Genomic DNA, 25,130 nt, shown 5'->3' on the forward strand with positions numbered 1-25,130 from the left:
GCTGCACTTGCGTGCAGCCCTTCGTATTCTGGCTCCCCGACCTGGACTCGAACCAGGGACCTGCGGATTAACAGTCCGTCGCTCTACCGACTGAGCTATCAGGGAAAGGAGGCCGCATTATAGCGGTCCGTTTCCGGTTTGCCTAGTGCTGCGCATAAACAGTTTGGCCGCCAGCAGCCGCGGGGCTGCTTTGTTATAGTCGTCGCACTTTTCACAACCGCGATTTCCAATGACTTCCCCACGCCTCTTCGGTACTCCGCTCTCCCCTTCCGCCACCAAGGTCATGCTGCTCGGCTCCGGTGAACTCGGCAAGGAAACCATCATCGCCCTGCAGCGCCTGGGCGTGGAGACCATCGCCGTCGACCGCTACCCGAACGCCCCGGGCCACCAGGTCGCCCACCGCGCCCACGTGATCGACATGACGGACGGCGCCGCCCTGTCCGCCCTGATCGCGCTGGAAAAGCCCGACCTGGTGGTGCCGGAGATCGAAGCCATCGCCACCGAGACCTTGCTGGCCCTCGAAGAAGCCGGCAAGATCACCTGCATCCCGACCGCACGCGCTGCGATGCTGACCATGAACCGCGAAGGCATCCGTCGCCTGGCCGCCGAGGAACTCGGCCTGCCGACCTCGCCCTACCGCTTCGCCAGCAGCCTGGAAGAACTGGAACAGGCCTGCGCCGCGGTCGGCTTCCCCTGCGTGGTCAAGCCGGTGATGTCCTCGTCCGGCAAGGGCCAGTCGAAGCTCGACAGCGCTGCGGACGTCGTAAAAGCCTGGGAAGTCGCCGCCAGCGGCGGGCGCGTCGATGCCGGCCGCGTGATCGCGGAAGGCTTCATCGACTTCGACTACGAGATCACCCTGCTCACCGTGCGCTCGATCGGCAGCGACGGGCAGGTCGAGACCAGCTTCTGCGAGCCGATCGGCCACAAGCAGGTGCAGGGCGACTATGTCGAATCCTGGCAGCCGCAGCCGATGAACCCTGCCGCACTCGAACGCGCGCGCGACATCGCGGCCAAGGTGACGGCCGACCTGGGCGGCTGCGGCGTGTTCGGCGTCGAGCTGTTCGTCAAGGGCGACATGGTGTGGTTCTCGGAAGTGAGCCCGCGCCCGCACGACACCGGCATGGTGACCATGGCCAGCCAGGTGCAGAGCGAGTTCGAATTGCACGCCAAGGCGGTGCTGGGCCTGCCGACCGATGCGTCGCTGCGCGCGCCGGGGGCCTCCGCCGTGATCTACGGCCAGCATGAGGCGGCGGGGATTGCCTTCGAAGGCGTGGCCGATGCCCTGCGCGTGCCGGGCGTGGACCTGCGCCTGTTCGGCAAGCCGGAGTCGTTCGAACGGCGCCGCATGGGCGTCGCGCTGGCGACGGCCGAGGATGTCGAGACGGCGCGCCGGCGGGCGCTCGAGGCTGCCTCGCGGGTCAAGCCTGTGATCCGCTGAGCACCACGCGGCGTCATGTGCGTCGACCCTGGTTCGACGCAGATTTTGACAGAAGCTCGATAGTGAATGATAATCGTTCTCATTATCATTCTCATCAGAAGCGTCTGCCATGCCCACGTCCATCGGAACATCCCGCACCCTGCTCGGCCTTCTCGTCCTGTCCACCCTAGCACCGGCCGCCGCGGCGCAGGGGCAGGCGGCCGGCGACACCGCGCAGGTGCACGTCAGCGCCACCGGTTACCGCACCACAGGCACCAAGTCCGACCTGAAGCCGCTCGAGTCGCCGATGAGCTACGAGGTGTACGGCAACGAGCTACTGGAGGCACGCCAGGTCGACAGCGTCAACGAAGCGCTACGCTACGTGCCGGGCGTGACGCCGGAGAGCCGGCCGACCGTGACGATCTTCGACCAGTACACCATTCGCGGCTTCGAAAGCTACCGTAACTACTACGACGGCCTGCCGCTGCAGTACAACGGCCTGTGGAACCTGGTGCCGCAGGTCGATGCCTTCGCCACCGAGAGCGTCGAAGTGCTGAAGGGCCCTACCTCGGTCCTGTACGGCTCGGCGCCGCCGGGCGGCATGGTCAACCAGACCGCCAAGCAGCCGCGCTCGCAACAGGAAACCGTGCTGCGCGCCCGCATTGGCACGAATGCCCTGCGCGAGCTGGCAATCGACAGCACCGGCCCGCTGGCGCAGGACGTCGACTACCGCTTGATTGCCCTGGCGCGCGAACGCGACGGCCAGCAGGCCACGACCAGGGAAGAACGCCGCCTGCTCGCGCCCTCGCTCACCTGGCGCATCGGCCCGTCCACGCGCCTGAACCTCAATCTCTACTACCAGGACGACCCGGCGCTGGTGCCGTCGACGCCACTGCCGGCGCTCGGCACGCTGCGCCGGGCGCCTTACGGCTTCCTCGATGCGGATGCCTTCGCGGGGGACGCCAACTGGTCGGGCATGGAGCGCGAGACGACCATGGCGGGCTGGAAGTTCGAACACGCCTTCAACGACCGCATCAGCTTCCTGCAGAACTTCCGCTACACGAACGCCAGCGGCTTCCAGCGCAACACCTACAACAATGGCTTGCTCGAGGATGGACGCACCCTCACCCGCGCGGCCTACTTCACCGACGAAACGCAGAACGGCTGGGTGGTGGACAACCAACTGGCTTTGCGCCTGAATACCGGCGCGTTCTCGCACCGCATCCTGCTTGGCGCCGACTACCAGCGCCTGCGCTCGCGCGTCGGCTACGGCGACACGCTCGGCACCGATACGCCATCGATCGACCTGGGCGCGCCCGATCACCGCCTGTTCGACGTGGCGCAGCTGCCCTTCGGCTTCTACACCGAGCAGCACGCGATCCGCCAGTCGCAGCTAGGCTTGTACCTGCAGGACGAAGTCAAGCTCGGCGCCCTCACCGTGATCGGCGGCCTGCGCCACGACCGCTACCGCAGCGACGACGCGAATGCCTCGACCTACGCCGGATCTCCGTCGGACAGCAGGACCGTGGTTGCCCAGCGCAAGACAAGCGGGCGCCTCGCCGCGATCTACCAGTTCGGCAACGGCCTGGCGCCCTACCTGAACTACTCGACCTCGTTCGAGCCGACCTCCGGCGTGGACTCGCTGACCGGGGCCGCCTTCAAGCCGACCACGGCAAAGCAGCTCGAAGGCGGCGTCAAATTCAAGTCGTCCGATGGCCGCACCGCGCTGACGGCCGCGGTGTTCGAGATCCGCAAGCAGAACGTGGTTGTGAACACGCCGACTTTCAACCAGTACACGCAGAACGGCGAAGTACGCTCGCGCGGCGCGGAGCTGTCCTGGACCCAGGCGCTGAACGACCGGTTCGACTTCACGCTCGGCCTCAGCAGGCTCGACATGGAAGTGACGAAGAACCCGCTGGACCCCGCGCTGGTCGGCAAGAAGCCGGTGTGGGTGGCCGACCGGCAGGCTTCGTTGTGGCTGAACTACCAGCCGCTGGACGTACTCGACCTGAGCGCCGGCGTGCGCTACGTCGGCGAAAGCCAGATGGATGCGCTGAACAGCGGCTTCGTGCCTTCGTATACCGTGTTCGATGCCGCCGCGATGCTCAGGCTGAACAGGACCTGGCGCCTCGGCCTCACTGCCGGCAACCTGGGCGACAAGCGCTATGTCGGCGCCTGCCACAGCGCGCAGAACTGCTGGATGGGCGCCGAGCGCAACATCGAGCTGAGCCTGCACGCGGCCTTCTGAGGAGCGGGCGATGAGCTTTCGCGCTTGGTATGCGGTCCACAAATGGACCAGCCTCCTCAGCACGCTATTCCTCCTGATGCTGTGCGTGACCGGCCTCCCGCTGATCTTCTCGCACGAGATCGCCCACTGGACAGGCGCCAGCGTCGAGCCGCCCGTGCTGGCCGCCGGCCACGCCGGGCAAGCGAACATCGACGCCATTGTCGCCGACGCCCAGGCACGCCGCCCGAACGACGTGCCGCAGTTCCTCGTTGCCGAAGCCGACGAGCCGGAACTCGTCTACGTGCGCATGGCCGACAAGGTCGATTCGGAAGGCCTGACGGCCTTCTATACCTATGACGCGCGCACCGGCCATTTTCTCAGCGAATACCCGCTCGGCCAGGGCTTCATGGACTTGATGCTGCGCCTGCATACCGACATGTACCTGGGACTGGGCGGCACGCTGTTCCTCGGTTTTACGGGACTGCTGCTGGCCGCCTCGATCCTGTCGGGCATCTACGTGTACGGGCCGTACATGAAAAAGCTGCGCTTCGGGACCGTACGCCGCGACCGTACCGCGCGGCTCAAGTGGCTTGACCGGCACAACCTGCTGGGCATGGTGACGCTGGTGTGGCTGCTGGTGGTCGGACTGACCGGCACCATCAATGCGCTGAACCGCCCGATCTTCGCCGCATGGCAGGCAACCGAGCTGGCCTCGCTGGCGGCTCCCTACCGTGACCGGACGCCGGTGACGGGCACCGTGTCGGCCGATGCGGCGCTGCGGGCAGCGCGCCGATGGCATCCTGACAAATCGCTGAGCTTCATGGCCTACCCGGGCAACGGTTTCGCCACGCCGCAGCACTTCGTCGCCTTCATGAACGGGAACACGCCCTTGACCTCGAAGCTGCTGTCGATCGTGATGGTCGATGCGCGCACCTCGGCGGTGGTCGCCAGCGCCGAGATGCCATGGTACGTATCGACCCTGATGTTGTCGCAGCCGCTGCATTTCGGAGACTATGGCGGAATGGCGCTCAAGCTGCTGTGGGCGCTGCTGGATGTGCTCAGCATCGTGGTGCTATGGAGCGGGCTGGTGCTGTGGTGGAAGCGCAGGAAGGTGACGGCGGAGCAGAAGCTCGCGTCCTTGCAGAGAGCGCCGGCCACAGTGTCGGGGTAGCGCAGACAAGAAAAAAGAGCTGCACTTGCGTGCAGCCCTTCGTATTCTGGCTCCCCGACCTGGACTCGAACCAGGGACCTGCGGATTAACAGTCCGTCGCTCTACCGACTGAGCTATCAGGGATTAGAGGCCGTATTATAGCAGCGCTTTTCGATTTCGCGAAGTGTCGCGCTATCGAAAGGCAATATTTCCTAGCACTGCGTCCGGCGGATCAGCTTCGACAAGGCCTCCAGCACCAGCTGCGGCTCCGACATCTGCGGGAAATGCGCACTGCCCTTCGCGATCACGCGCTCGCCCAACGGCGACAGGCGCACCAGCGCTTCCTGGTTGCGCTCGCGCTCGCGTTGCGCCGCGCCGGACACCATCAGGCGCGGCAGCCGCTTGCCGCCCGACAGCACGGTGATGGGAATCGGCGGAAACTCCGGCGCCTCCGCAATCTCGGCCACCGTCTCGGCTTCGTTGCTCACCTCGTCATTCGGATCCTGCGGCGAAAAACGGTCCAGCAACCCCGTGACCGCACGCTGCAGCGCCGACCGGTAGCGCTTCATGTTGAGGACGTCGTCGGGCGCGGTCGCCTCAAGGAACAGCACGCCGCAGGTTTCTTCGGGATAGACGCGCGCAAACAGGTTCGCGTGCAGGCCGCCGAAGGAATGCGCCACCAGCAGGAACGGCGGCCTGGCCTCGATCTCGCGCAAGAGCGCGCGCAGCTGCAGGATGACCGTGGTGCCCATTTGCGCCTCGCGCGGGCGCGCGCTGCCGCCGACGCCGGGGCGGTCGTAGGTGATGACTGTGCCCAGTTGTTCGATCTCGGGAAACAGCTTGAACCAGGTTTCGAGCGCGCTGCCGGCGCCGCCGAGCATGACGATGGTCGGGCTGCCCTGCCCCGATTGCGAAAAACGCAGCACCTGTCCCGCGACCGCGATCCGTTTGTTCGATGGTAGATGCTTCACTTGCTTGATCCTGATGAGTTGACGTTGCCAGCTTACCCATTCCACATGTAAATACGCAACTACCAAAACGCATTCACACGTAAAAACAAAAAAGCCACATCGTGCGATGTGGCTTTTCTGGAAATTCTGGCTCCCCGACCTGGACTCGAACCAGGGACCTGCGGATTAACAGTCCGTCGCTCTACCGACTGAGCTATCAGGGAATTGATGACAGCATTATATGTTTGCGGTGACAGCGTGTCAAATTCGACGCGTGTCGCGCAGCCACTTTTGCTGCTCTTCGGAATCAACTCTCGTCAGTTCCGAAGAGCCGCGATTTTAAAGAACTTTGGCCACGGCGTCAACGACGCGGTCGAGGTTGGTCGAGTTCAGGGCGGCGACGCAGATACGGCCGGTGTCGACCGCGTAGATCGACCCTTCGCGCAGCTTGCCGACCTGTTCTTTCGTCAGGCCCGAGTACGAGAACATGCCGACCTGCTCGCGCACGAATTCGAAGTCGTGGCCCGGGGCTTTTTCCTTGAGCTTCTCAACCATGAGGTTGCGCATCTCGCGGATGCGCACGCGCATGCCGGCCAGCTCCTCTTCCCACAGCTGGCGCAGTTCCGGGGTCGACAGCACCATCGCGACCACCTTGGCGGTATGCGTCGGCGGGTTCGAGTAGTTGGTGCGGATCACGCGCTTCAGTTGCGACAGCACGCGCGCCGACTCTTCTGCGCTGGTGGCCACGATCGACAGCGCGCCGGCGCGTTCGCCGTACAGCGAGAAGGACTTCGAGAACGAGTTCGACACCAGGAGCGGAATGCCGGTCTCGGCGAAGCGGCGCACCACGGCGCCGTCTTCCGCGATGCCCGCGCCGAAGCCCTGGTAAGCCATGTCGAGGAAAGGCACCAGGCCGTTATCGACCACGGCCGCGATCACCTGGCTCCACTGATCCTGGCTCAGGTCAGCGCCGGTCGGGTTGTGGCAGCAGGCGTGCAGCACCACGATCGAGCCGCGCGGCATGGCCTTCAGGGAGGCCAGCATGCCCTCGAAATTCACGCCGTGGGTGGCCGGGTCGTAATAGGTGTAGTTGTTGACGGCGAAGCCGGCGCTCTCGAACAGCGCGCGGTGGTTTTCCCAGCTCGGGTCGCTGATGTAGACGCTTGAATCCGGCGCGAAGCGCTTGAGGAAGTCGGCGCCCAGCTTGAGCGCGCCGGTGCCGCCCAGGGCCTGCACGGTGATCGCACGCTTCTCTTGAATTACGGCGCTGTCGGCCCCAAATACCAGCTCTTGCACGGCCTTGTCGTAACTTGCCAGCCCTTCGATCGGCAGGTAGGTACGCGGTGCCGGCTGCTCCATCAGCTTCGCTTCCGCCTTTTGCACGCACTGCAGCAAAGGAACCTTGCCATTGTCGTCATAGTAGACGCCCACCCCCAGGTTGATCTTGGCCGGGTTGGTGTCGGCGTTGAATGCTTCGGTGATGCCCAGGATCGGGTCGCGTGGCGCCATTTCGATGGCGCCGAAGAGGCTGGCGGAGGCTTTGGAAGTCATCGTGATAAACTGAGTTGTCGGTGGGTTCGCAGCGGTTGTATAGACATAGACGTCAGTGCTGCACTGCGTCATGTGGACTCCCATTCTAGCAAAGGTCTGAAAGTATGGCAGATTTATCCATCGCAAATGCCCCGGAACCGACCGTCATCACCTATCCCGGATCGCCCTTCAAACTGCACCAGCCCTTCCCGCCGGCCGGCGACCAGCCGACCGCGATTGCCGGACTGATCGAAGGCATCAATGACGGCCTGATGTATCAGACCCTGCTCGGGGTGACCGGTTCCGGCAAAACCTACACGATGGCGAACGTGATCGCGCAGGCGGGGCGTCCGGCCATCGTCTTCGCGCCCAACAAGACGCTGGCGGCCCAGCTGTATGCGGAGTTCCGCGAATTCTTCCCGCAGAACGCGGTCGAGTATTTCGTCTCCTATTACGACTACTACCAGCCGGAAGCCTATGTGCCGCAGCGCGACCTGTTCATCGAAAAGGACTCGTCGATCAACGAGCACATCGAGCAGATGCGCCTGTCGTGCACCAAGTCGCTGATGGAGCGGCGCGACGTCGTCATCGTGGCCACCGTGTCGGCCATCTACGGTATCGGTAATCCGAACGAATACCACAAGATGATCCTGACGCTGCGCCACAAGGACAAAGTGGCGCAGCGCGACATCATCGCGCGCCTGATCCAGATGCAGTACACGCGCAACGAGATGGACTTCTCGCGCGGCTCCTTCCGCGTGCGCGGCGACACCATCGACATCTTCCCGGCGGAACACGCCGAGCTGGCGATCCGCGTCGAGATGTTCGACGACGAGATCGAGTCGCTGCAGCTGTTCGACCCGCTCACGGGGCGCGTGCGCCAGAAGATCCCGCGCTTCACGGTGTACCCGGGCTCGCACTACGTCACGCCGCGCTCGACCGTGCTGCGCGCGGTGGAATCGATCAAGGCCGAGCTGCGCGACCGCCTCGAGGAATTCCGTCAGCAGAACAAGCTGATCGAAGAACAACGCCTCGAGCAGCGCACCCGTTTCGACCTCGAGATGCTGGCCGAGATCGGTTTTACCAAGGGCATCGAGAACTATTCGCGCCACCTGTCCGGCTCGATGCCGGGCGAGCCGCCGCCGACCCTGATCGACTACCTGCCCAAGGACGCGCTGATGTTCATGGACGAGTCGCACGTGATGATCGGCCAGCTCAACGCGATGTACAACGGCGACCGCTCGCGCAAGGTCAACCTGGTCGACTATGGCTTCCGCCTGCCTTCGGCGCTGGACAACCGGCCGCTGAAGTTCCAGGAATTCGAGGGCAAGATGCGCCAGACGGTCTTCGTCTCGGCCACGCCGGCCGAGTACGAAAAGGGCAAGGCCGACAACGTGGTCGAACAGGTGGTGCGCCCCACCGGCCTGGTCGACCCGCTGGTGATCGTCAAGCCGGCGCGCTCGCAGGTCGAAGACCTGATGAGCGAGATCACCGACCGCATCGCCAAGGACGAGCGCGTGCTAGTGACGACGCTGACCAAGCGCATGGCCGAGCAGCTCACCGAATACCTGAGCGACCACGGCATCAAGGTGCGCTACCTGCACAGCGACATCGAGACCGTGGAGCGCGTGGAGATCCTGCGCGACCTGCGCCTGGGTACCTTCGATGTGGTGGTCGGCATCAACCTGCTGCGCGAAGGCCTGGACTTGCCGGAAGTGTCGCTGGTGGCGGTGCTGGACGCGGACAAGGAAGGCTTCCTGCGTTCCGAGCGTTCGCTGATCCAGACCATCGGCCGCGCGGCGCGTAACCTGAACGGCGTGGCGATCCTCTACGCGGATCAGATGACCGATTCGATGAAGCGGGCGATCGACGAGACCGAACGCCGCCGCGCAAAGCAGATCGCCTTCAACGAGGCGCACGGCATCGTGCCGAAGGGCGTGAACAAGAAGATCAAGGACATGATCGACGGCGTCTACAGCAACGCCGCCCAACGGGCGATGGGCGAGGGCCTGGTCGATGAGGCCACGACGGCCAAGGTCGAGGCCATGAGCGAGAAGCAGATCAGCAAGGAGATCAAGCGTCTCGAGAAGCTCATGGTGGACCATGCCAAGAACCTCGAGTTCGAAAAAGCGGCGCAGGTGCGCGACCAGCTGCATGTGCTCAAGCAGCAGGCCTTCGGGGCGCCGGGGGCGGACAACGTGGTGTCGATGCTGGGCAAGTAAGCGATCGATTCAGCTAGCACGCGAGGAAACCGTTTCCGCTTCCGCGGGAACGGTTTTTTTTCGCCTCCTCTCTTGCTGCCGCCGGTGGAATTCCGTGCATTTTCAAGGGCGCCGGCTGTGTAGACTGCTGCCCATGACGCCTCACACCAAACTCAAAGTCGCCAACGGTCTCATGCTTCTGGGAGCCGTGCTGATCCCGTTCAGCTTTTACCGCTTCCTCGCCATGGTTTCTCCTGCTCCCTACCGCATGAGTTTGCTGGGAGAAGGACTGCTGAACCTGGGAGGCCTGGTCGCCGTGGCGCTCGTCGTCGGCATGGCCGCTTTCGTCTGGTCGCTGCGCGTGGAAAAGCGCCATCCATCGGTGCAGGTCAGCGGGACGTTCGGCATCCGCATCCTCCTCTTCATCGTCGTCTTCGTTCCACTCGTTTTCGGCAGCTTCTGACATGCACCTCAAACCGCGATCGACATTGGCAGCAGCATGCCTGGCCGCGCTGGCATTGCCCGCAACGGCCGCCGCCTCGCCCACCCAGGTCTTCATCGACAACGGCGAATTGAACTACGTGGGCAGCCTGACGGCCGAGGCCAACCAACGCGCATTCGCGTTGTTTGGCCAGGCGCAGCCCAGGCCTGCCATACTGTCGATTCGCAGCAAGGGCGGGGTTACCGGCGCCGGCATCGAACTGGGCCGCTGGGTGCATGCCCAGGGCCTGACGGTCAAGGTGATGGAATACTGCTTTTCTTCGTGTGCGAACTACGTCTTCCCGGCGGCGCCACGCAAGGTCGTGAGCAATTTTGCCGTCATCGGCTATCACGGCGGCCTCAGTAGCATGTCGTTCCAGCTCGATGGCGAACAGGAAGCCATGCTCAAGACACTGCCCGCCGAACAGCGCGAGGCGCTGCGCGCCAAGCTGGAACAGGCCGTGCGGGAGGCGGCCGCACCGCAAGCCGCGGAAGAAGCGCGTTATTTTGCCCTCATCGGCGTACAGCAACGCATCACGACCCTGGGCCAGTCGCCTGCGCATGCGCAGGCCGAGACCGAACAATCGGTCGGGTGGACCTATTCGATCGCGGACTTTGCCAAACTGGGCGTGCGCGACATCCGGGTCGTCAATCCACCGTGGAAACCGGCATTCGTGAACAGCGACAAGACGGTCGTTACCATCGGTGTCGACTAGTCGGGACGCTTGAACATCCTGGGATCGAAGCTGAACGACCTGGCGATCGACAGCTTCACGTCCGCGTAGGCCGGATGCTCCGGGTTGATCACCAGGTTGACACCCTCCCCCACGATCACCGACGGCACCCGCATGTAGAGGTGGTGGCACTTCTGCAGGAAGGCGGTGCCGAATCGGGTTGCGCTGCCGCCGTCGTCGAGATCGTCCCAGCCTTCCGGCAGCTCCTCGCGCGATACATCCATGCCCAGCTCGGGATCGTCCGGCAAGTCCACCGCCACCAGCACCAGGCCGGGTTCGTCGCCATCAAGGTGGACGAATTTTTCCAGCACAGCCATCTCCGCCGTCATGGCGGTGTACAGCGCGGCGCAGCCCTCTTCATGCCAGTGCCCGCCACTCTTGCGCGCGCCTTCGCAGCTGCGGTCCAGCGCCACGTTTTCTTCCGCGATTCTCCAGGTTCTCATGCGAGCTTGTCCGCTTATTGTCCCGGAACCAGCATACACCGGCCCAGGGCGCGGAGCGCGCACGGATGGGACAGGCGCTCAGTGGACGTGGCCGCGTACTTCGGCGAGTATGCGCAGCAGTTCCGACAGGTCGGCCGGCTTGACCAGATGCCGGTCGAAGCCGGCCTGGCGCGCGCGTTCACGGTCTTCGCTCTGGCCGTAGCCGGTGAGCGCGATCAGCATGGCGTTGGCGGTATCGGGCGAGGAGCGCAGGCGGCGCGCGAGCTCGTGGCCGTCCATGTCGGGCAGGCCGATATCGAGCAGCATGACCTCGGGCCGTTCGCGCAGGGCGCGCGCCAGGCCGCCCGTCCCGTCGTACTCGACGCTCACCACGTGGCCATGCGCCTCGAGCAGCGTGGCGAGCATCTGCGCGGCGTCGGCATTGTCGTCCACCACCAGCACCCGCACCGCACCCTCATTGGCCTGGTCAGGCGGCTGCTGTGCCTCCTGCGCCTCGGCACCGGAGAGCAGCGGCAGGCGGATCACGAATTCGCTGCCCTTGTTCGGGCCATCGCTGAAGGCCGCCACCCGCCCGCCATGCAGCGCCACCAGGCTTTTCACGAGCGCCAGGCCGATGCCCAGGCCGCCCTGCGAGCGGTCCGGCGTGCGCTCGGCCTGGGTGAACAGGTCGAAGATGTAGGGCAGCACCTGCGGCTCGATGCCCTGCCCGTTGTCGCTCACCGCGATCACGGCTTCGCCGCCTTCGCTGGTCACGCGCAGGGCGATCCGGCCGCCGGACGGCGTGTACTTGGCCGCGTTATTCAGGATGTTCGAGACCACCTGCACCAGGCGCGTGCGGTCGCCCGACACGTACAGCGGCTGCTGCCACTGCTCTACCCGCAGCTCGTGGCGCCTCATGTCGAGCAGCGGGCGCACCTGTTCGACGGCGCCGTTGACGACCGCGGCGACGTCGAGGTCTTCCTTCTCGATCTCGGCCAGGCCGCGGGTGACGCGCGAGACGTCCAGCAGGTCGTTCACCAGGTCGGTCATGTGCTCGGCCTGGCGCACGATGATGTCGCTGGCGTGGCGCGCGCGCTCCGGGTCGAGCGTGCCGCGTTGCAGGAGCTGGGCCGCCGTCGTGATCGGCGCCAGCGGGTTGCGCAGCTCGTGCGCCAGCATCGCCAGGAACTGGTCCTTCTGGCGGTTGGCGGCGCGCAGCTCGTCCTCCACGCGCTTGCGCATGGTAACGTCGCTGCCCTCCACGAAGATGCCCTCGACGTCGCCCTTCGGGCCGCGGATCGGCTGGTACACGAAGTCGACGTAGCGCTCCTCCAGCGGCGCGCTGGCCTCGCGCTGGACGCGCACCGGCACCGCATGGCCCACGAAAGGCTGGCCCGACTGGTAGACCTGGTCGAGCAGCTCGAAGAAGCCCTGGTCGGCGACCTCGGGCAGCGCTTCGCGCGCCGGCTTGCCGATCAGCTCACGGCGTCCGATCAGCTGCAGGTAGGATTCGTTGGCGATCTCGAACACGTGGTCCGGGCCGCGCAGCACGGCGAAGATGCCGGGCGCCTGCTCGAACAGCCCCATCAGGCGCTGGTTCTCCTGTTCGCGATAGCGTTCCGCCAGCACTTCGCCGGTCATCTCGACGCAGGCGCAGTACATGCCGGCCACGGTGCCGTCCTCGTCGCGCACCGGCGAATACGAGAAGCGGAACCAGGTGTCCTCGTCGTAGCCGTGGCGGTTCATGCGCAGCGGCAGCCGGTCCATGTAGGTGGATTCGCCCTTGAGCGCGCGCACGATCAGCGGATGGATGTCGTCCCAGATCTCGCGCCAGATGTCGTGGAAGCGCGCGCCCAGCGCCGCGGGATGCTTTTCGCCCAGGATGATCGCGTAGGAGTCGTTGTACAGGAAGCCCAGCTCCGGCCCCCAGGCCACGAACATCGGGAACTTCGAGTTGAGCATCAGGCCGACGGTGGTGCGCAGGGCCTGGGGCCAGGTACGCGGGTGCCCGAGCGGGGAATGCGACCAATCGTGCGCCCGCATCATGGCCCCCATCTGGCCGCCCCCGCTCAGGAAGGGCAGCCATTCGGAAGGAGTTTCATGTTCGGGTTTCATGCTCGGGTCAATACGGAAGTGGTCGCAGCGGTACGCATGCCAAAAGTGTGCCAGAAAGAAGGCATTTGCCCCCGCACCGCTGCCCTCAGAGTGTCTGGACGAACTCGCGAATACCGCCCAGCAGCATTTCGATCGACATCGCAGTCAGGATCAGGCCCATCAGGCGCTCGAAGGCGGTCATGACTTGCGGGCCAAGGCGCTGCTGCAGTTTTTCCGCGCTGAGGAAGACCGCCAGCCAGACCACGCCGACCGCGGCCAGCGCCGCCACGTGAACCATGGTCTCGTTGATGCTTCCAGAGCTGAACAGCAGCACGGTCGCCAGTGCCGACGGCCCGGCCAGCGCGGGAATGGCCAGCGGCACGATGAAGGGCTCGCCTCCCTCGCTGCGGCCGAGCACGCCGTCCGGATGCGGGAAGATCATGCGGATCGCGATGATCAGCAGGATGACCGCGCCGCCGATGCGCAGCGCCACCGGCGACAGGTGCAGCGCTTCCAGGAAGTGCTGGCCGAAGAACATGAACACCAGCAGCAGCAGGAAGGCGATCGCGCATTCGCGCACCACGATGCGGGGTCGGCGCTCGAGCGGGACTTCCTTGAGGGCGGCGGCAAACAGCGGAACGTTGCCAAAGGGGTCGGTGACGAGGATCAGCAGGATGAAGGTCTGGAAAAAACTTTGGGTCATCGATTTTTACTTGTTATTGTTGAACCATGCCGGAAAATGGCCGAGCCGCATCTTAGCAGAGTAATACGTTCAAGGCTCCACCGAATGGGTGCGCTTGAGGGTGCGCAGCACGAAGGTCGAACGGCTGTGGCGGATGCCGGGAATCTTGTACAGGCGCTGGCGCAGGAAGCGCTCGTAACCCTCGGTGCCGGCCACCGCCACCTTGATCAGGTAGTCGTAGTCGCCGGTCAGCAAACTGGCCTCCATCACCTCGGGCAATTTCGCCAGTTCTTCGCCGAAGCGGATCAGCATGTCGTCGTCATGGCGTTCCAGCGTGACCTCGATGATGACGGTGTCCGGCAGGCCCAGCGCACGCTGGGACAGGATGGCGGCATAGCCCTCGATGTAGCCCTGCTCTTCCAGGGCCCGAACCCGGTTCCAGCAGGGCGTGGGCGACAGGTGGACGCTGTCGGCCAGCTTCTGGTTGGTGATGCGGCCATCGACGCGCAGGATGCGCAGGATCTTCCGGTCGATCTCGTCGAGGACGTCCTTTTTGGGCTTGCTATCGGCCTCCATGAGAAGAAACTCCTGATCTTTTATATATACACAGAAGATTCTCCCATATTCCGCTTAAAACAGGGAAACAACGAAAGCACCTTTTTGCCCCCTGCCACTACGATGGAGGGGTACTTCATCGAGACATTCCGCGCTGCCCTGAACCTCTGCCACGAACGGAGCTGCATCGCGCGCCGCGGGCGCCGCTTCAAGAGAGCGGCTGACCAAATGAAACGGGCAGGAAAGGCTTGCGCCTTCCCTGCCCGTTCGCCTTGCCCTTGCAGGCTGCGAATTACTTCTCGAACTTCTTCATCCACGCCGACAGCTGGTGCGGACGCAGGCCGTCGTAGTCTTCGAACGGCTGGTGGATCCACGGGTTGTGCGGCAGGTCTTCCAGGTGGTAGTCCGGCTTGAAGGCCGAGGTGCCTTTCACCCAGATGACGGCCGAACGCACTTCCGAGACGTCCGGGTAGTTGGTCTGCAGATGCTCGCGCACCTTCTGCAGGGTCACGCCCGAATCGGCCAGGTCGTCGACCAGCAGGATGCGGCCGGCCAGCGGGCCCTTGGTCATCGTCATGTACTTGGCGATGTCCAGGTTGCCCTGCTTGGTGCCGGCTTCTTCGCGGTAGGAGCTGGTCGACAGGATCGCCAGCGGCACGTCGAAGATGCGCGAGATCACGTCGCCCGGACGCACGCCGCCGCGCGCCAGGCACAGCACCATGTCGAACTTCCAGTTCGATTCGTACACTTGCAGCGCGAGGCGCTCGACCAGGCGGTTGTACTGGTCCCACGAAACCCAGAGGTCCTTGTCGGTCGATGCAGGGGTGTTCATTTCAGGTCGTTCCTATCTTTTTATTGGATCAGGCTGCAAATGGATGGCGCAGCACGATGGTTTCTTCGCGGTCCGGACCGGTCGACACCATGTCGATCGGCACGCCCACCAGTTCTTCGATGCGCTTGATGTAGGCGCGGGCATTGGCCGGCAGTTCTTCCATCGACTTGGCGCCGACGGTCGATTCGGTCCAGCCCGGCATTTCTTCGTAGACCGGCTCGCACAGCGCGGCTTCTTCGGCGCCGACCGGGAAGATGTCGGCATCAACGCCGTTGATCTTGTAGCCAACGCACAGCTTCAGCGACTCGATACCGTCCAGCACGTCCAGCTTGGTCAGGCACATGCCCGACACGCCGTTGATCTGCACCGAGCGGCGCAGCAGCGCGGCGTCGAACCAGCCGCAGCGACGGGCACGGCCGGTCACGGTGCCGAACTCGTGGCCGATGCGCGAGAGGTGCTCGCCGACGCCGGCGTCGGTCGGCAGTTCGGCCGGGAACGGGCCCGAACCCACGCGGGTCGTGTAGGCCTTGGTGATGCCCAGGATGTAGTGCAGCATGCCTGGACCGACGCCGGCGCCGGCGGCGGCATTGCCGGCCACGCAGTTCGACGAGGTCACGAACGGGTAGGTGCCGTGGTCGACGTCGAGCAGCGAGCCCTGCGCGCCTTCGAACAGCAGGCTGCCGCCGGCCTTGTGCGCGGCGTACAGCTGCGACGAGACGTCGCCCACCATCGGACGCAGGCGCGGCACCAGGGCCATGGCGTCGTCGTAGGTCGTCTGGAAGTCGATCGGATCGGCGCCCAGGTAGTTGACCAGCACGTGGTTGTGGTACTCGAGGTTTTCCTTGAGCTTCTCGGCGAAGCGCTCTTCGTTGAGCAGGTCGGCGATGCGGATCGCGCGGCGGGCGACCTTGTCTTCGTAGGCCGGGCCGATGCCCTTGCCGGTGGTGCCGATCTTGTTCTCGCCGCGCTTGGCTTCACGGGCCTTGTCGATGGCGACGTGGTAAGGCAGGATGACCGGGCAGGCTTCCGAGATCTTCAGGCGCGACACCACTTCGATGCCGGCGGCCTGCAGCTTGTCGATCTCGCGCATCACGTCCGGGACCGAGACCACCACGCCGTTGCCGATGTAGCAGGCCACGCCTTCGCGCATGATGCCCGAGGGGATCAGCTGCAGCGCGGTCTTCTGGCCCTTGATCACGAGGGTGTGACCCGCGTTATGGCCGCCCTGGAAACGGACGACGCCGGCCGCATGGTCGGTCAGCCAGTCGACGATCTTGCCTTTACCTTCATCGCCCCACTGGGTGCCGATGACGACGACGTTCTTTGCCACGTTAGTATTTGACATCACTTAACCTAAGTTTTTGAGAATCCAATTTCCGTTTTCGAGGACGAGCACGCGGTCGCACTCGAACTCGTCCTGAACATTGTCGTGACCCGGCATGGACTGGATCACGACTTCGCCTGCCTTGCGCAGGTCAGCGATTTTTTCCTTCAGTTCCGGCGCATTGCCCCAGGGCGCGCGGATGGAGTGCTTGCGCTCGGCGGTCGGCAGCAGCCGCGCCAGTTCGCGCAGGTCGAGCGAGAAGCCGGTCGCCGGACGCGCACGTCCGAAGGCCTCGCCCACATGGTCGTAACGGCCGCCGCGGGCCACCGCGTTCGGCAGGCCCGGCACGTAGAGCGCGAACATGGCGCCGCTTTCGTACTGGTAGCCGCGCAGGTCGGCCAGGTCGATCGCCACCTCGGCGCGGCCGATGGCGCTTGCCGCGAGCGCGGCCAGTTCGGCCAGCGCGCGGGTGATGCCCGGCAGCGCCGGCAATTCTTCCCTGGCACGCGCCAGCACCTCGACGTCGCCGTACAGGTGCGGCAGCGCCAGCAGGGCCTTGCGGGTGGCAGGCAGGTAATCCTGGGTAAGCTCGTCCAGTCCCGGCGCATCCTTGGCGCGCAGCATGGCGATGAGCTGGGCTTCGTCGCGGAGCGCGGCCGGGTCCTCGGCCAGCAGGGCGCGCAGGATGCCGACGTGGCACAGGTCGAGACGAACGCTGTCGAAGCCGGCCAGCGCCAGCGCACCGAGCGCCAGCTCCTGGATCTCGGCGTCGGCTTCCAGGCCGGCGTGGCCGTAGATCTCGGCGCCGATCTGGATCGGCTCGCGGGTGGCGTGCAGGCCCGATGGGCGGGTATGCAGCACGCTGCCGGCGTAGCACAGGCGGGTGACGGTATCGCGGTTGAGCAGGTGGGCGTCGATGCGCGCCACTTGCGTGGTCATGTCAGCGCGCAGGCCGAGCAGGCGGCCGGACAGCTGGTCGACCACCTTGAAGGTGCGCAGTTCGGTGTCCTGCCCTGCTCCGGCCAGCAGCGACTCGACGTACTCGAGCAGCGGCGGCATCACCAGTTCGTAGCCATACAGGCGGAAGGTATCGAGCATCTTGCGGCGCAGATCCTCGATCTTGCGCGCTTCGGACGGCAAGACATCGGCAATATTTTCAGGCAATAGCCAGTTCGGCATGGGCAGACAGCTTACGGGTTGTTTGTAAAGAGCAATGCAATAGGCACAGGCGTGCCGGCGCACGGTGCGAGCGCCGAATCGGCAATTTTACCCGAAAATGATAAGGCGTAGGCGGGGGATGTTGGTTTGACAGGCTGGATAGCTTGTCAGAGTGCCATGTTGCAACGCTTGTCTATACTGAAGAGTTAGTGTGACGCAAACAAAATTGGATCCCGGCCTGCGCCGGGATCCAATGCCATAGCGCAGTGTTTGCGCCAGCCCGAGGACTACTTCCCGCCCGGCTGCTTGAAGTACTTGAAGAACTCCGAATTCGGATCCACCACCATCACGTCGCCACGGTTCTTGAAGGTCGCGCGGTAGGCTTCCAGCGAACGGTAGAACTTGGCGAATTCCGGGTTCTTGCCGAACGACTCGGCGTAGATCACCGATGCCTTGGCATCGCCGTCACCCTTGATCTTCTCGGCCTCGCGGAAGGCTTCGGCGATGATCACGGTGCGCTGGCGGTCGGCGTCGGCGCGGATCTGCTCGGATTCGGCGGCGCCGGTCGAGCGCAGCTCGTTGGCCACGCGCACGCGCTCGGCCTTCATGCGTTCGTACACCGAGTTGTTGATCTGCTCGATGTAGTCGACGCGCTTGAGGCGCACGTCCACCACGCCCACGCCGATCTCCTTGGCTTCGGCCACGACCTTTTCCTTCACCGCGTTCATCACGGCGCCGCGCTCGCCGGAAATCACTTCGCGCACGGTGCGCTTGGTGATCTCGTCGTTCAGGGCAGCCTTGATGATCTGCGACAGGCGGTCGCGGGCCCGGGTCTCGTCGCCGCCGAAGCTGACGTAGTACAGGCGCGGGTCGGTAATGCGCCACTTCATGAAGGCATCCACCAGGATGTTCTTCTTCTCGGCCGTGATGAAGCGATCGGCGTCAGGCGTGTCGAGCGTCAGGATGCGCTTGTCCAGGTAGATCACGTTCTGGAACGGCGGCGGCAGCTTGAAGTGCAGGCCCGGCTCGGTGATCACGTCGCGCACCTGGCCCAGGGCGAACACGATAGCGAAGCGGCGCTGGTCGACCACGAACACGGTGGACGACAGCAGCATCAGGGCAATGAAGCCCGCCACAAATAAAGTTACGAGGCGGTTCATTAACGGCTCTCCCGATCACGTGAGGAATCGCGGCTGCGGCTGTCGCGCTGGCGCACCGAATCCATGGCTTGCATGACATCTCCCGGGGCCGACGATTGCGGCACCGGCACCTGCTGTGGTCCCGAACGGCTGCCGACACCGTCGGCGCCCGCGCCCTGCCCGATCAGCTTGTCCAGCGGCAGGTAGATCATCGGATTGCCCGCGCGCGAATCCACCATCACCTTGCTGGTGCTGGAGAAGATCTGCTGCATGGTATCGATGTACATGCGGTCGCGGGTGACGGCCGGTGCCTTGGCGTAGGCGGCCACCACCTGGTCGAAGCGCGAGGCGTTGCCGAGCGCGTTCTCGACCACCATCGAGCGGTAGGCCTCGGCGTCCTGCTGCAGGCGGAAGGCCTGGCCGCGCGCCTGCGGAATCACCTGGTTGGCGTAGGCCTCGCCCTCGTTGCGGGCGCGGGCACGGTCCTGGCCGGCCTTGACGGCGTCGTCGAAGGCTTCCTGCACCTGCTCCGGCGGCTGCACGCCCTGCATGGTCACGTTGGTGACCAGGGCGCCCAGCGCGTAACGGTCGAGGATCTGCTGCATCATCTGGTGCACGTCGGCGGCGACCTTCTCGCGGCCTTCGTACAGGACGAAGTCCATCTTGCTCTTGCCCACCACTTCGCGGATGGCGGTCTCGGCCACCTGGCGCACGGTCTCGTCGTTCTCGCGGTTGTTGAACAGCCACTGGACCGGGTCTTTCAGCGTGTACTGGACCGCAAACTGGATGTCGATGATGTTTTCATCGTCGGTCAGCATCAGCGACTCTTGCGGCTGCTTGTTGCGCACGTTGGCGCGGTAGCCGATCTCGGCGGTACGGATGGTCGAGACGTTGACGGTCTCGTGGGCCTGGATCGGATACGGCCAGCGCCAGTTGAAGCCGGCGCCGGTTGTATGGCTGAGCTTGCCGAAGGTGGTGACGACGCCGGTCTGGCCTTCCTGCACGATGAAGGCGCCGCTCGCCAGCCAAATCAGGCCGACAATCACCGCCACCACGCCGGCACCGATGCCGGCGCCGCGCATCTCGCCACGGCCGCCCGGGCCGCCGCCGCTGTCGCCGCCGTTGTTGCGGCCGCCGAAGATGCGGTTCAGGCGCGCGTTGAAATCGCGCCAGAGTTGATCGAGGTCGGGCGGGCCTTCACCCGGCCGGCGGCCCTCCTGGGCCTTGTGGTCACCGTTGGGTTTGTGGCCCCAACGCGGGTCGTTCAGCGACAGTTTGATGCCGCAACGTTTTAGTAAAGAAACGAGCATAGGCTAGTGTGGCCCGAGATGGGTGGAGGTTGTCATAGTGTTCTCTGCAGAATTGGCCAGGGAGCCGCCCACCGCCGGTTCTTCCCCATTGCGCGACGGTTCCTGTTCTGCGCGTGCCGCCAACGCCGCCTCGACGATGGCATCTCGCAGCAGGTCCAGGCCGGCCCCGCTGTGGGCGCTGATGAAAACGCGGCTGATCTTATCATATTCATCACGCTCGATCCCGGGCTCCAGCCCGGCCGCATCGATCTTGTTCCAGACCAGGATCTGGGGCACATGATCGGCGCCGATCTCGCGCAAGACTTCGTTCACCTGCTCGATCTGTTCCATGCGCACCGGCGAGTTGCCGTCGACCACGTGCAGCAGGAGGTCGGCGTGGATGGTTTCTTCCAGCGTGGCGCGGAAGGCCGCCACCAGCTGGTGCGGCAGTTCGCGCACGAAGCCGACGGTATCGGAAATCACCACGTTGCCCACCTCGTCGCCCAGGTACAGGCGGCGGCTGGTGGTGTCGAGCGTCGCGAACAGCTGGTTCGCAACATACACCCCGGCTTTGGTCAGCGTATTGAACAGGGTCGACTTGCCGGCGTTGGTATAACCGACGAGGGAGACCGAAAAGGTCTGGTTGCGCCCGCGCTGGCGGCGCTGGGTCTCGTGCTGCTTACGCAGCTTGGTGAGCCGGATGCGCAGCTGCTTGACGCGCTCGCCGATCAGGCGGCGGTCGGTCTCGAGCTGGGTTTCACCCGGGCCGCGCAGGCCGATACCGCCCTTCTGGCGCTCCAGGTGGGTCCAGCCGCGAATCAGGCGCGTGGCCAGGTGCTGCAGCTGGGCCAGCTCCACCTGCAGTTTGCCCTCGTGGCTCTGGGCGCGCTGGGCGAAGATGTCGAGGATCAGGCTGGTACGGTCGACCACGCGCACCTCGAGCCTGCGCTCGAGGTTACGCTGCTGGGCAGGCGACAGGGCATGGTTGAAGATGACGAGCTCGATGCCCTCGGCCTTGCAGGCCATCTTGATTTCGTCGGCCTTGCCGCTGCCGACGAAATGGGCGGGATCGGGACTGCTGCGCTTGGCCGTGATCGTGGTGATCGGTTCGGCGCCGGCGGAGCGCGCAAGCAGCGACAGCTCTTCCAGGCTGGCGGTGAAATCGCCAGCACCAAAATCGATGCCGACCAGCGCTGCGCGCATGGAGGTGTTGCCGGGGGCGTCAGCCATCGGCCTTACTCGGCTTCGGAGTCGAGGTTGAGGTTGACGGCGCGAGCCGGGACAACGGTGGAAATGGCATGCTTGTAGACCATCTGGGTCACGGTATTACGAAGCAGGACGACGTACTGGTCGAAGGATTCGATATGGCCTTGCAGCTTGATGCCGTTGACCAGGTAGATGGAGACGGGGACGTGCTCCTTGCGCAAAGCGTTCAGGAATGGGTCTTGTAACAGTTGCCCTTTGTTGCTCATAACAGCTCCGTAATGTTGTTGTAGTTTAAAAATAGTGGCGGTTTGCCAAATTTCAAGTGCCTGGACTACATTCCGCTGTGGCGAATGAAAGCCCTAAGCTACTGTAACCTGTTTCGCCACTTTTTGTCGTACTGCTATGCCCAGGCGCTGATTTAATTCTGCTCCCTGGCAAAAGGATTCTTACCGGATTTGAATTCGATGCGCACCGGGGTGCCGACCAGGTTGAAGGTATCGCGGAAATGTTTTTCCAGATAGCGCTTGTACGGGTCGCTGACAGCCTCGAGCGCATTGCCGTGGATGACGATGATGGGCGGATTCTGGCCGCCCTGGTGGGCGTAGCGCATCTTCGGACGGGTGCTGCCCTTGCGCTTCGGCTCCTGCTTCTCGATCGCTTCCTGCAGCGCGCGCGTCAGGCGCGGGGTCGACAGGTTAGCGGTGGCGGCGGCATAGGCCGAGTCCACCGACTTCATCAGCTGGCTGATGCCGGTGCCCTTCAGGGCCGAGATGAAGTGCGTTTTCGCGAAAGACAGGAAGTCGAGCTTGCGGTCGAGGTCATTCTTGACCTGGTCGCGGTCGTCCGACTGCAGGCCGTCCCATTTATTCACGGCCACCACCAGCGCCCGGCCCGATTCCAGGATGAAGCCGGCAATGTGGGCATCCTGCTCGGAAATGTCCTGCTGGGCGTCGAGCAGCAGCACGATGACGTTGGCGTCCGAGATCGACTGCATGGTCTTCACCACCGAGAATTTCTCGATGGCCTCGAAGATCTTGCCGCGGCGGCGGATGCCGGCGGTGTCGATCAGGGTGTACTTCTTGCCTTCGCGTTCGAACGGCACTTCGATCGAGTCGCGGGTGGTGCCCGGCATGTCGAAGGCGATCACGCGCTGCTCGCCGACCAGGGTGTTGATCAGGGTCGACTTGCCGACGTTGGGGCGGCCGACGATGGCGATCTTGATGCCGTGGTCGGGATGTTCCACTTCGTCTTCTTCGTCCGGGCGGTTGGCGAAGGCGAAGTCGAGCGCCTCGTTCACCAGGTCGTGCACGCCGTCGCCGTGGGCGGCGGAAATGACGTAGGGGTCGCCCATGCCGAGCTCGTAGAAGTCGGCGGTGACCGAGGTGTACTTCATGCCCTCGGACTTGTTGACCACGAGCATGACCTTGCGGCCCGATTTGCGCAGGTAATCGGTGATGGTCTTGTCGTGCGGGGTCAGGCCCTGGCGGCCGTCGACGATGAACACGACGACGTCGGCTTCCGCCACCGCCTGGCGCGTCTGCAGCGCCATCTCGAACATGATGCCCTCTTTGGCCACCGGTTCGAAACCGCCGGTGTCGATGACCAGGAACGGCCGTTCGCCGATCCGGCCTTCGCCATAGTGGCGGTCGCGGGTCAGGCCAGGGAGGTCGGCCACCAGCGCGTCCCGCGAGCGGGTTAGGCGGTTGAATAGGGTCGACTTCCCGACGTTCGGGCGACCAACGAGTGCAATTACCGGCTTCATGTAGTTATTCTATTCGACCGCGATGGCGGCCACAGTTCCATTTTGTGTTTGAAAAATCAGGTGCGATCCAGCCACCAGAGGAGTGCCGATGACGGCGCTGCCATCAAGGGCGGCGCGCGCGAGGAACGAGCCATCCTCGCGCGACAGGAAGTGCACGATGCCCTGGTAGTCGCCCACCGCCACCGCACGGCCGAAGGAGACCGGGGTCGACAGGCGGCGGAAGGCCAGCTTGTCGTTCTTCCAGGCGCTCGAACCGGTGTCGCGGTTGAAGGCGTACAGCGCGCCCTTGTCGTCCGCCGCGAACACGAAGCGCTGGTCGACGGCGACGCCGACTTCGGACGACAGGTCGCGGGTCCACTTGGGCGAACCGGCGCTGGCATCGAAGCAGGCGACCCGGCCCTGGTAGGACGCGGCGCAGACCTCGCCCTCGAACAGCACCGGCGCGCCGCCGATGTCGGTCACGCGTTCCAGCTCGGTGGCGCCGCGCGCCACGCCCACTTCCTGGTCCCAGCGCGGCGCGCCGGTGGCCAGGATCATGGAGGACAGGCGGCCGGCCGGCTGGGCGACGATGACGTCGCTGCCGTTGACGATCATGCCAGGCGCGGTGCGCAGGGTCAGCGACGGGGTCACGCGCTGCACGGTCCATTTCTTTTCGCCGGTCTTGGCATCCAGGCCGACGATGCGGTTGTCCAGGCTGCGGGCGACGACGACGCCCTGCCCCACCACGGGCGAGGACAGGAGCTCGCTCGACAGCTGCGAGGTCCACAGTTTCTTGCCGTCCATGTCGAAGGCGATGACGGTGCCTTTGGTGCCGCCGACCACGATCAGGTTGCCGTCGGTGCCGACGCCGGCCGACAGTTCGCTGCCGGCCTTGATGCGCCACAGCTGCTTGCCGCTTTCAGCCTCGACACGGGCGATGTCGCCGTTGCCGCCGGCCACGACCACGGTGTTGCCCGCCAGCGCAGGCGAAAAGGTGTAGGGACCGGCCTTGCCGATGTCGAGCTTCCACGCGGTGCGCACGGCCATCGTCGCCTTCAGTTCCACCAGCGGCGCCGGCTGGTCGGTCTTGGATTTCGACGCGAACGGATTGAGCGAGCTGAGTTTGTGGACCATGCTGGACGGGCTCAGGCTCGAGCAACCGGTCACCAGGGCCAGTACACCAACACCGACAAGTTTGCTGCTGATACGCATATTCTTTAACCTTGTTCCTGGACTGTAGAGCTGTAGAGGACGCAAAGCCCGCGCACGCCTTCGCGGCCTGCGCGGGCCTGTCAATCTTGGAGTTTACGCGGCCGCGGTGCTGGCTTTGGCGTCTTTCGCTTCCGGCACGGTGCCGCCGATGGCTTCGAGCTTGAGCTGGACCAGCTGACGGCCCGGATTATCCTTGTGCATCGCAGCCAGCGCGGCCACATAGGCCTGGCGTGCTTCGGTGATCTTGTTTTGCGCCACCAGCACGTCACCCTTGCGGTCCGCCACTTCGGCCGAGAACTGCTCAGGGAACTTGTCGTTCAGCAGCTTGAGGGCGGCGTCAAAGGATTTCTCGTCCAGCAGCACGCCGGCCAGGCGCAGTTTCGCGATCGCCTTGTACTCGTCGTTGCCCTTGTCCACCACCCACTGCAGCTGGGCCTTGGCGGTCTTCAGGTCGTTCGCATCGAAGGCCGTCTTGGCGGCGGCCAGGCTGGCCATCTGCGCATACACGGTGCCTTCGTACTTCTGCTTGATGTCGCCGGCGATGCGCTGGGACTTGGCATTGTCGCTGGCGACCAGGGCCGCTTGCAGCTCATCGTACAGCGCGGATGCCTCAACGGCCTGGGTGCGCTGGCGCGACTGCCAGAAGTTGTAGCCGGCGTAGGCGAGGAGCGCGACGATCAGCACGCCCATGATGAGGTTGCCGAAACGCGCCCAGAAGGCCTTGAAAGTCGCTATCTGTTCCTGTTCTTCGAGGTCGTATGCCATTGTCTGCTCAGTGTCTGTTTGT

General features: G+C 64.5%; 22 protein-coding genes and 3 tRNA genes. 6 read left to right on the forward strand and 19 right to left on the reverse strand.

Annotated features, from left to right (window positions below):
* Window positions 1-29 precede the first annotated feature (29 nt).
* Window positions 30-105, reverse strand: a tRNA-Asn gene (locus YWC_RS0120770).
* A 124-nt stretch (window positions 106-229) separates the two neighbouring features.
* Between YWC_RS0120770 and purT the strand changes: the two genes are divergently transcribed.
* The 3 genes from purT (at window position 230) to YWC_RS0120785 (ending at window position 4,815) form a co-directional block, all read left to right on the forward strand.
* Complete coding sequence (gene purT, locus YWC_RS0120775) at window positions 230-1,438, forward strand: formate-dependent phosphoribosylglycinamide formyltransferase (protein ID WP_027867121.1); 1,209 nt, start codon at window positions 230-232, stop codon at window positions 1,436-1,438.
* A gap of 109 nt (window positions 1,439-1,547) precedes the next feature.
* Window positions 1,548-3,665: a TonB-dependent siderophore receptor gene (locus YWC_RS0120780; RefSeq protein ID WP_051306627.1), complete on the forward strand. Its 2,118-nt coding sequence runs from the start codon at window positions 1,548-1,550 to the stop codon at window positions 3,663-3,665.
* Between the two features lie 10 nt (window positions 3,666-3,675).
* A complete protein-coding gene (locus YWC_RS0120785) occupies window positions 3,676-4,815 on the forward strand; it encodes a PepSY-associated TM helix domain-containing protein (protein WP_027867123.1) in 1,140 nt (379 codons plus the stop codon).
* 47 nt (window positions 4,816-4,862) lie between these two features.
* Here YWC_RS0120785 and YWC_RS0120790 read toward each other — a convergent pair.
* The 4 genes from YWC_RS0120790 to YWC_RS0120805 all read right to left on the reverse strand — a co-directional run bounded on the left by YWC_RS0120790 (window position 4,863) and on the right by YWC_RS0120805 (window position 7,295).
* Window positions 4,863-4,938: transfer RNA gene (locus YWC_RS0120790), tRNA-Asn, on the reverse strand.
* Between the two features lie 68 nt (window positions 4,939-5,006).
* A complete protein-coding gene (locus YWC_RS0120795) occupies window positions 5,007-5,765 on the reverse strand; it encodes an alpha/beta fold hydrolase (protein ID WP_027867124.1) in 759 nt (252 codons plus the stop codon).
* 127 nt (window positions 5,766-5,892) lie between these two features.
* Window positions 5,893-5,968: transfer RNA gene (locus YWC_RS0120800), tRNA-Asn, on the reverse strand.
* Between the two features lie 115 nt (window positions 5,969-6,083).
* The gene (locus YWC_RS0120805; RefSeq protein ID WP_027867125.1) at window positions 6,084-7,295 is read right to left on the reverse strand and encodes an amino acid aminotransferase; all 1,212 of its coding nucleotides are present in this window, start codon (window positions 7,293-7,295) and stop codon (window positions 6,084-6,086) included.
* A 104-nt stretch (window positions 7,296-7,399) separates the two neighbouring features.
* Here YWC_RS0120805 and uvrB point away from each other — a divergent pair, with 104 nt between their 5' ends.
* The 3 genes from uvrB to YWC_RS0120820 all read left to right on the forward strand — a co-directional run bounded on the left by uvrB (window position 7,400) and on the right by YWC_RS0120820 (window position 10,671).
* Window positions 7,400-9,496, forward strand: a complete 2,097-nt coding sequence (gene uvrB, locus YWC_RS0120810) for an excinuclease ABC subunit UvrB (RefSeq protein ID WP_027867126.1) — start codon at window positions 7,400-7,402, stop codon at window positions 9,494-9,496.
* A 133-nt stretch (window positions 9,497-9,629) separates the two neighbouring features.
* Window positions 9,630-9,938 carry a hypothetical protein gene (locus YWC_RS0120815; protein WP_036215275.1) on the forward strand — a complete coding sequence of 103 codons (309 nt, stop codon included), beginning with the start codon at window positions 9,630-9,632 and terminating at the stop codon, window positions 9,936-9,938.
* 1 nt (window position 9,939) lies between these two features.
* A complete protein-coding gene (locus YWC_RS0120820; RefSeq protein WP_156923824.1) occupies window positions 9,940-10,671 on the forward strand; it encodes a peptidase in 732 nt (243 codons plus the stop codon).
* Here YWC_RS0120820 and YWC_RS0120825 read toward each other — a convergent pair.
* The 14 genes from YWC_RS0120825 to YWC_RS0120890 all read right to left on the reverse strand — a co-directional run bounded on the left by YWC_RS0120825 (window position 10,668) and on the right by YWC_RS0120890 (window position 25,108).
* Window positions 10,668-11,132 (reverse strand): RES family NAD+ phosphorylase, encoded by a 465-nt coding sequence (locus YWC_RS0120825; protein WP_036215277.1) that lies wholly within the window; start codon window positions 11,130-11,132, stop codon window positions 10,668-10,670. The two genes, YWC_RS0120820 and YWC_RS0120825, sit on opposite strands and share 4 nt — an antisense overlap.
* A 78-nt stretch (window positions 11,133-11,210) precedes the next feature.
* Window positions 11,211-13,226 (reverse strand): hybrid sensor histidine kinase/response regulator, encoded by a 2,016-nt coding sequence (locus YWC_RS0120830; protein WP_027867130.1) that lies wholly within the window; start codon window positions 13,224-13,226, stop codon window positions 11,211-11,213.
* An 85-nt stretch (window positions 13,227-13,311) separates the two neighbouring features.
* Window positions 13,312-13,908, reverse strand: coding sequence for a MarC family protein (locus YWC_RS0120835; RefSeq protein WP_027867131.1), 597 nt, complete (start codon window positions 13,906-13,908; stop codon window positions 13,312-13,314).
* Between the two features lie 69 nt (window positions 13,909-13,977).
* Window positions 13,978-14,463, reverse strand: a complete 486-nt coding sequence (locus tag YWC_RS0120840) for an Lrp/AsnC family transcriptional regulator (RefSeq protein ID WP_027867132.1) — start codon at window positions 14,461-14,463, stop codon at window positions 13,978-13,980.
* A 271-nt stretch (window positions 14,464-14,734) separates the two neighbouring features.
* Window positions 14,735-15,274 carry a phosphoribosyltransferase gene (locus YWC_RS0120845; RefSeq protein ID WP_027867133.1) on the reverse strand — a complete coding sequence of 180 codons (540 nt, stop codon included), beginning with the start codon at window positions 15,272-15,274 and terminating at the stop codon, window positions 14,735-14,737.
* Between the two features lie 28 nt (window positions 15,275-15,302).
* A complete protein-coding gene (locus YWC_RS0120850) occupies window positions 15,303-16,619 on the reverse strand; it encodes an adenylosuccinate synthase (protein ID WP_036215279.1) in 1,317 nt (438 codons plus the stop codon).
* Between the two features lie 3 nt (window positions 16,620-16,622).
* Entirely contained in the window at window positions 16,623-17,777 is a 1,155-nt protein-coding gene (locus YWC_RS0120855) for an ATP phosphoribosyltransferase regulatory subunit (RefSeq protein ID WP_027867135.1), read from the reverse strand.
* 266 nt (window positions 17,778-18,043) lie between these two features.
* Window positions 18,044-18,916: a protease modulator HflC gene (hflC, locus tag YWC_RS0120860; protein WP_027867136.1), complete on the reverse strand. Its 873-nt coding sequence runs from the start codon at window positions 18,914-18,916 to the stop codon at window positions 18,044-18,046.
* The gene (gene hflK, locus YWC_RS0120865) at window positions 18,916-20,205 is read right to left on the reverse strand and encodes an FtsH protease activity modulator HflK (RefSeq protein WP_027867137.1); all 1,290 of its coding nucleotides are present in this window, start codon (window positions 20,203-20,205) and stop codon (window positions 18,916-18,918) included. Before hflK ends, hflC begins: the two co-directional genes overlap by 1 nt.
* Before the next feature lie 3 nt (window positions 20,206-20,208).
* Complete coding sequence (gene hflX / locus YWC_RS0120870; RefSeq protein WP_084416513.1) at window positions 20,209-21,387, reverse strand: GTPase HflX; 1,179 nt, start codon at window positions 21,385-21,387, stop codon at window positions 20,209-20,211.
* Between the two features lie 32 nt (window positions 21,388-21,419).
* On the reverse strand, window positions 21,420-21,656 hold the full coding sequence (gene hfq / locus YWC_RS0120875) for an RNA chaperone Hfq (protein WP_026354376.1): 237 nt from the start codon (window positions 21,654-21,656) through the stop codon (window positions 21,420-21,422).
* A 152-nt stretch (window positions 21,657-21,808) separates the two neighbouring features.
* On the reverse strand, window positions 21,809-23,152 hold the full coding sequence (der, locus tag YWC_RS0120880) for a ribosome biogenesis GTPase Der (protein WP_027867139.1): 1,344 nt from the start codon (window positions 23,150-23,152) through the stop codon (window positions 21,809-21,811).
* A 9-nt stretch (window positions 23,153-23,161) separates the two neighbouring features.
* A complete protein-coding gene (gene bamB, locus YWC_RS0120885; RefSeq protein WP_027867140.1) occupies window positions 23,162-24,343 on the reverse strand; it encodes an outer membrane protein assembly factor BamB in 1,182 nt (393 codons plus the stop codon).
* Between the two features lie 93 nt (window positions 24,344-24,436).
* A complete protein-coding gene (locus tag YWC_RS0120890) occupies window positions 24,437-25,108 on the reverse strand; it encodes a YfgM family protein (protein WP_027867141.1) in 672 nt (223 codons plus the stop codon).
* Window positions 25,109-25,130: the final 22 nt, after the last annotated feature.

Origin of the sequence: Massilia alkalitolerans DSM 17462, assembly GCF_000427785.1 — a bacterium.
Classification (GTDB): domain Bacteria; phylum Pseudomonadota; class Gammaproteobacteria; order Burkholderiales; family Burkholderiaceae_D; genus Telluria; species Telluria alkalitolerans.